Here is a 5,070-nt window from a genome sequence, read left to right on the forward strand (position 1 = left end):
TCGACACTTAAGGCAATGGGTTCAATTGATTTACGTTCAAGTCCACTGAACTGGCCACTCATGTAGCGAAAAAAATTGGCTCTGGACTCGCTCCTGAGAAAGCAGTCATGGAAATATTCGTGGAAGCCTTCGAGCTTGTCCTTAAAACCTTCAATCTCTGCAAGGGTTAAATCAAATTTTGGAACTGAATAACAATGCTCATTTCTTCGACAACCTGGTAGCATGGCCTGCCTCCTTTGCTTGATGTAAGGTAATCGGCATAGTGGCAGGCTTTGAGTGAACAATCAAGTGTTTTTTTCTAAATTGCGTTGTAGGGTTAATAGCCAGTGACGCTTGAGATTTGACTTCTTCGGGCAAGGCTTGGTCGAAGTTGGTTTGGTTGAGCAAGTATTTTTCGTAGCTCTTGTTGTCGATCTGGTGCTGCAGCACTGCCTTTGTCCAGCCAAAGCGCGCGGTGGCGCGCAGATAGAACTCACGTTCGAGCAGACCCTTACAACGTCCTAGGATGACTAGGTTTTTTGCCCAACTGATTTCTGCAACCAGTGGTTGCAGTTTTGGCAGATCAAGATAACTGCGGTAGAAGTCACGCATGTTCCACAGATTGCGTGCCGAAAAGCCACTGCGTCCAGGAAATTCGGCTTGGAGGTCGCGCGCCAAGTTTTCGACAACCGCCTTGCCCCAGCCCAGTTCTTCCTGCTTTTGGTGAATGGCGTGGCCGATGTCCCAGTAAAGGCTTACCAGTTCGCGGTTGACGGCACGCAGCGCCTGGTATTGGCGTCGGCGAATGGTGGCTTTTAGTTGGGCCAGAAATTCGGGGTAGGTCTGGCTTGGGAGGAGGAGTTCATCTGGCATGAATATACTTCCTACTCCCCGCAAAGGGCATTGCACAACCACTGCATGCACATATGGCCAATGATGAGCTGCATGTCCTCGGCGATCTGCATGTCGTTCACGGGGAAATGCAGGGGAATCTGGGCCAGTTCCTTGCAGCGGCCGCCGGAAAAACCCAGGATGGCAAAGGTCTGCATGCCAAGAGCATTGCCTGTTTCCAGGGCCTTAACCACGTTGGGCGAGTTGCCGCTGCCGGACAGGACGATGAGTATGTCTTTTTTCCTGGCCTTGACCCGGAGCTGCTCGGCGTAAATGTCCTCATAGCCCAGATCATTGGCCAGACAGGTGATCACGGCCATGTTCGCGCTCAAGGCCTCCACCCTGAGTCCGGCCCCGGCCTTCACGCCCGCTCCGTAGAGCAGGTCGTTGGCAATATGGATGGCGTTGCCGGCGCTGCCGCCGTTCCCGCAAAGGTACACGGTCCGCCCCATGCTCCAGGCTTCGGCCAATGCCGAAGACAACCGGGGAACCATGGCCATGGCCTCCATGTCCAGGGTGCGGCGCAAACGCTGTTTGTACGCCTGGATACACGCTTCCATGGCATTCGCGCCACAACCTGATGATGCGGGGTAGGCGTCCTTCATAGGCCTGTGCCTCCTGAAAAAAGGCTTACGTCATTTCATTTGCCCGGTGATAGGATTCCGGCGTGCCAATATCCACAAAGGCGGCCGTGGTTTCGTGAGCATAAATTTTTCCGGTCAGGTGGACAATGACTTCCGTGCTGAAGTCAGTTGCCGCGGCAAACCTTGTTTTAACCATATCCAAAAAGCGTGCCGAAAGAATATATACAGCCCCGTTGGCAAGATTTCCAGGAGGATTACGTGCCTTTTCATGGAAGGATGTGACCACGTTTTGATCATCAAGTTCCACGATCCCGCAGGAGGAGGGAGTAGCGGTGCGAAACGTCATCATGGCCACCAAGCACTCCGGGGGGCGCTGAGCATGGGCTTTGGCAAAGGCCTTCAGGTCCGCAAGGCAATAGTTGTCCGCATGGATCAGGAGTCCGTCTCGCCCTTGAAAGAAATCCAGATTGGCGATCAATGTGCCGGCAGTGCCTAAAAGGTCCGGCTCATGAACCAGGGTCACATGGTCCCGGTACGGGCTTGAATAGATATAATCCGTGACCTGTTCCGCGAGATAGTGCGTATTGATCAGGAAGGGGCCGATTCCGGAAGCTGTCAGGCGCTCCAGCCAGATTTCCAGCAATGGCTTGCCTCCAATCGGCATCAGGCATTTTGGCGTTGTGTTCGTGTAGGGACGCAACCTCAGGCCCTGGCCGGCAGCCAGCAACATGGCCTGCATCAGGCCAATTCCTTGAGGAGTTCTTCACGCTGGATCGGCGTGTTCCCGATACGCCCCACCTGGACCGCGGCGGCCAGGGAGCCCATGACAGAGGCCTCCCAGATGCTTCCTCCACACGCCAGACAAAGGGCGCTGGCCATGAGCAGGCAGTCGCCCGCTCCGGCAACGTCTCTGGGCGCTGCATTCAAAGCGGGGATGCGGTCGGTGAGCCAGCTTTTTTCTGTTCCGGCATGAATGAGCACGCCTTCTTCGCCCAGCTTGAGCAGCACGTTTTCGGCCTTGGACCGCCTTCGCAGCTGCTCGGCCAGGACGACCAGCCCATCGTCCGCATTGCGCGTTGCCAGGCGGGCTTCTCGCTCCGTGGGTGTGATCAAGCGCATCCCCGGGAAACGGCTGACATCGCCAACCTGGGATGATGACTGGCTGTCGGCCGCCATCATCACCCCCCTGGCCCTGGCCATGGCACAGGCCTGCTCCACAACAGCCGTGGGGAGGCAGCCGTAATTGAAATCTGAAAAGACAAGAAGATCCGCGGATGGGAGGGCATCCTCTATGAGTTCAAGAAGGTATCCTTGAAGATCGGCATTGACGGCCCGCTGGTGAAGGTGGCTGACCCGCAGCAAGGTTTTGCCCTTGCTCCGAAAGCGTTGCTTGCGTGTGGTCGGACGACTGGAATCCTTCAAGAGACGGGCCTCAACCCCGTTTCTGAGTAAGTTGTCCATGGCGAGGCTGCGCAGAGGATCGTCCCCGGTTACGGAAATAAAACGCGCATCCGCGCCCAACCCAGCCCCATGCGCGGCCACGATGCCCGCCCCGCCAAGGAATAACGTGGAATCCACAGGACTGACGACGATTGTCGGGTCCTCCTGGGACATTCCCAAAGGCTCGCAAGTGATGTACTCGTCAACAATCAGGTCTCCGATGACACAGACTTTCAATCCTGCAAACATTCGGGCCAGTGAGCCCAGCCTGGAAGTGTCAATCCCATGACGTGCCATATAGTCGACCGGCAACCGGATGGTTTGCGGGAGCGACTCCGCAAATTCCCGTCGCAGGAGATCCACGGACGAAAAAACGCTCTCTCCGGAGCTGAACAAAAGGCTCCCGCCATACTCCTTCAAGGCCTCAAGCTCAGGGTTGAGCTTATTTTCATGCTCCTTGCCCTTGACCACAATATCTGGACGAAGGCGAAGTATCGCAGTCGAAACAGGCTCATCAAGCAAGAATGCCTCATCGACCCAACTGTTGGCCTGCACACCCTCCAATCGGTAATGTTCGGGCATGTGCGCTGCATGCCCAACAATACGATCAGAATATACGCCGACCGTCAGGTGTTCGCCGCAGGACTTGGCGAACCGCAATAGGCGCAAATGCCCGGGGTGCAAGATGTTGAAAACGCCTGTGACGAGTACTTTGCCCATGCTTGATCAGAATTGATTGCAAAATGTTTTTCGGAAAGTCTTACCAGAGGACACTGCATAAAGTCATATGCACCTGAGTGGTGGCTGGGGGTGGCTGGGGCTCTGTGGCTGGGTCTCTGAGACCAGCAACCAACTGTAATTGTTAATTTTGATCCCCAAAAAAGGCCTGTTTTGACACCTTACAGGCAACTTTTGTCTTTCAAAGCACAGCATTCTATATCCAAAAGACCAAAATAATTCGGAAAAAATCAAAAATCACTGGAGTTAAAAACTTCCCACTCAATCATATTCTCGCGCTTGTCCTGACCGTATCCACCAGGGTTCTCATGCGCAACCGCAACAGGCATTTTCCGTGGAGCAACACCCAGTTTCAGCCGCAGCATATCAACAAAGCTCTTGCTCCCAACGGCCATAGTTTCAAATTCAACAATCTGGCAGCCAACATGTTCACGCGGGATCAGAAAACAGGTACGAGTCCTGCCTGCTTGCAGAGTTCGTTGGCCGACATGCTTCATCTCAATGGGAAGTTGCTCAATCAAAGCATTGCCTAAAGGTATCTCCTTGCCAAGCTGGACATATGCCGTAAACATTTCCTGCAAAGCATCGCGAAGCATTGCTCTGCACTCATCCAAATCCGCCCCTTCCGTTAAAACCTCGGGCCACTCGACAAGCTGACCCATGTATCCTGATTCTATTTTAAGATACTTCGCTGTATACGTTATCATAAAAACAACCTGATCCTTGTGTCTTTCGGCTGGGGGCTGGGTCTGCGGCCTGAGTCTCTGAGACCAGCAACAAGCTGTAATTATTAATTTTTGATCCTCAAAAAAGGCCTGTTTTGACCCCTTACAGACAACTTAAGTCACCCAAAGCAGAGTTTTCAATATCCAACAAGCCAAAATAATTCGGCAAAAATCAAAAATCACTGGAGTTAAAAACTTCCCACTCAATCATGTTCTCCCGCTTGCACGCAACCCCAACAGGCTTGTTCCGTAGAGCAGCACCCATTTTCAACCGCACCATATCAACAAAGCTCTTGCGACTCTTTACATTCCCGTGGCCTTCCGTGTGTTCCGTAGGAAGAAATTTAGAAAGATGTTGCCCATGGAAGGCACGCAAAAACACAGAAGCTGGAAGATAAACATCGATCATTCACAATTCAACTCGATCCCTGTACTGCTGATTTCATTCACCAAAGGATTATCCCTGGTGAAATCATCGGGGCGAAACGGGCTTGGTTCAAGGCGGTCATCAACTGACAGGGCCAACTTCATCAAGTAGACGCGCTCTGAAAAAAGATCTTCAGAAAAATCCGGGCTGACAATGGCCAAGTCAATGTCACTCCCTGAATCCGTAACTTGGTTCAGTTAGACCTTACCATTGACAGTTTATGAGCATTTTCATTCGACCATCTTCGGCTGCCAGCATGCGCAAGCTGAAAATTTAACCTATCTCA

At 52.9% G+C, this 5,070-nt stretch carries 6 protein-coding genes and 1 pseudogene; all 7 read right to left on the minus strand.

Going from position 1 to position 5,070, the window contains the following annotated elements; genetic code table 11:
• Positions 1-224 (minus strand): annotated as a pseudogene (locus AC559A_RS18700) (hypothetical protein); the annotation flags it as partial.
• Complete coding sequence (locus AC559A_RS18705) at positions 199-852, minus strand: DUF1016 N-terminal domain-containing protein (protein WP_498819212.1); 654 nt, start codon at positions 850-852, stop codon at positions 199-201. The pseudogene AC559A_RS18700 and the gene AC559A_RS18705, both read right to left, overlap by 26 nt.
• 11 nt (positions 853-863) lie before the next feature.
• Positions 864-1,430: an SIS domain-containing protein gene (locus AC559A_RS18710; protein ID WP_498819213.1), complete on the minus strand. Its 567-nt coding sequence runs from the start codon at positions 1,428-1,430 to the stop codon at positions 864-866.
• Positions 1,431-1,500: 70 nt separating this feature from the next.
• Entirely contained in the window at positions 1,501-2,193 is a 693-nt protein-coding gene (locus AC559A_RS18715) for a nucleotidyltransferase family protein (protein WP_498819214.1), read from the minus strand.
• Positions 2,193-3,614 (minus strand): PfkB family carbohydrate kinase, encoded by a 1,422-nt coding sequence (locus AC559A_RS18720; RefSeq protein WP_498819215.1) that lies wholly within the window; start codon positions 3,612-3,614, stop codon positions 2,193-2,195. Before AC559A_RS18720 ends, AC559A_RS18715 begins: the two co-directional genes overlap by 1 nt.
• A gap of 248 nt (positions 3,615-3,862) precedes the next feature.
• Positions 3,863-4,294: a type II toxin-antitoxin system HicB family antitoxin gene (locus tag AC559A_RS18725; protein ID WP_498819216.1), complete on the minus strand. Its 432-nt coding sequence runs from the start codon at positions 4,292-4,294 to the stop codon at positions 3,863-3,865.
• A 468-nt stretch (positions 4,295-4,762) separates the two neighbouring features.
• Complete coding sequence (locus AC559A_RS18730) at positions 4,763-4,945, minus strand: hypothetical protein (protein WP_156932844.1); 183 nt, start codon at positions 4,943-4,945, stop codon at positions 4,763-4,765.
• Between the last annotated feature and the right edge of the window lie 125 nt (positions 4,946-5,070).

It is taken from the genome of Desulfonatronum zhilinae, assembly GCF_900182865.1.
In the GTDB taxonomy this organism is placed as follows: domain Bacteria; phylum Desulfobacterota; class Desulfovibrionia; order Desulfovibrionales; family Desulfonatronaceae; genus Desulfonatronum; species Desulfonatronum lacustre.

Excerpts from the sequence above, each read along its gene's own strand:
- AC559A_RS18710 (WP_498819213.1), bottom strand. The coding sequence starts at position 1,430 with ATGGAAGCGTGTATCCAGGCGTACAAACAGCGTTTGCGCCGCACCCTG.
- AC559A_RS18705 (WP_498819212.1), bottom strand. The coding sequence starts at position 852 with ATGCCAGATGAACTCCTCCTCCCAAGCCAGACCTACCCCGAATTTCTG.
- AC559A_RS18725 (WP_498819216.1), bottom strand. The coding sequence starts at position 4,294 with ATGGGTCAGCTTGTCGAGTGGCCCGAGGTTTTAACGGAAGGGGCGGAT.
- AC559A_RS18720 (WP_498819215.1), bottom strand. The coding sequence starts at position 3,614 with ATGGGCAAAGTACTCGTCACAGGCGTTTTCAACATCTTGCACCCCGGG.
- AC559A_RS18715 (WP_498819214.1), bottom strand. The coding sequence starts at position 2,193 with ATGCAGGCCATGTTGCTGGCTGCCGGCCAGGGCCTGAGGTTGCGTCCC.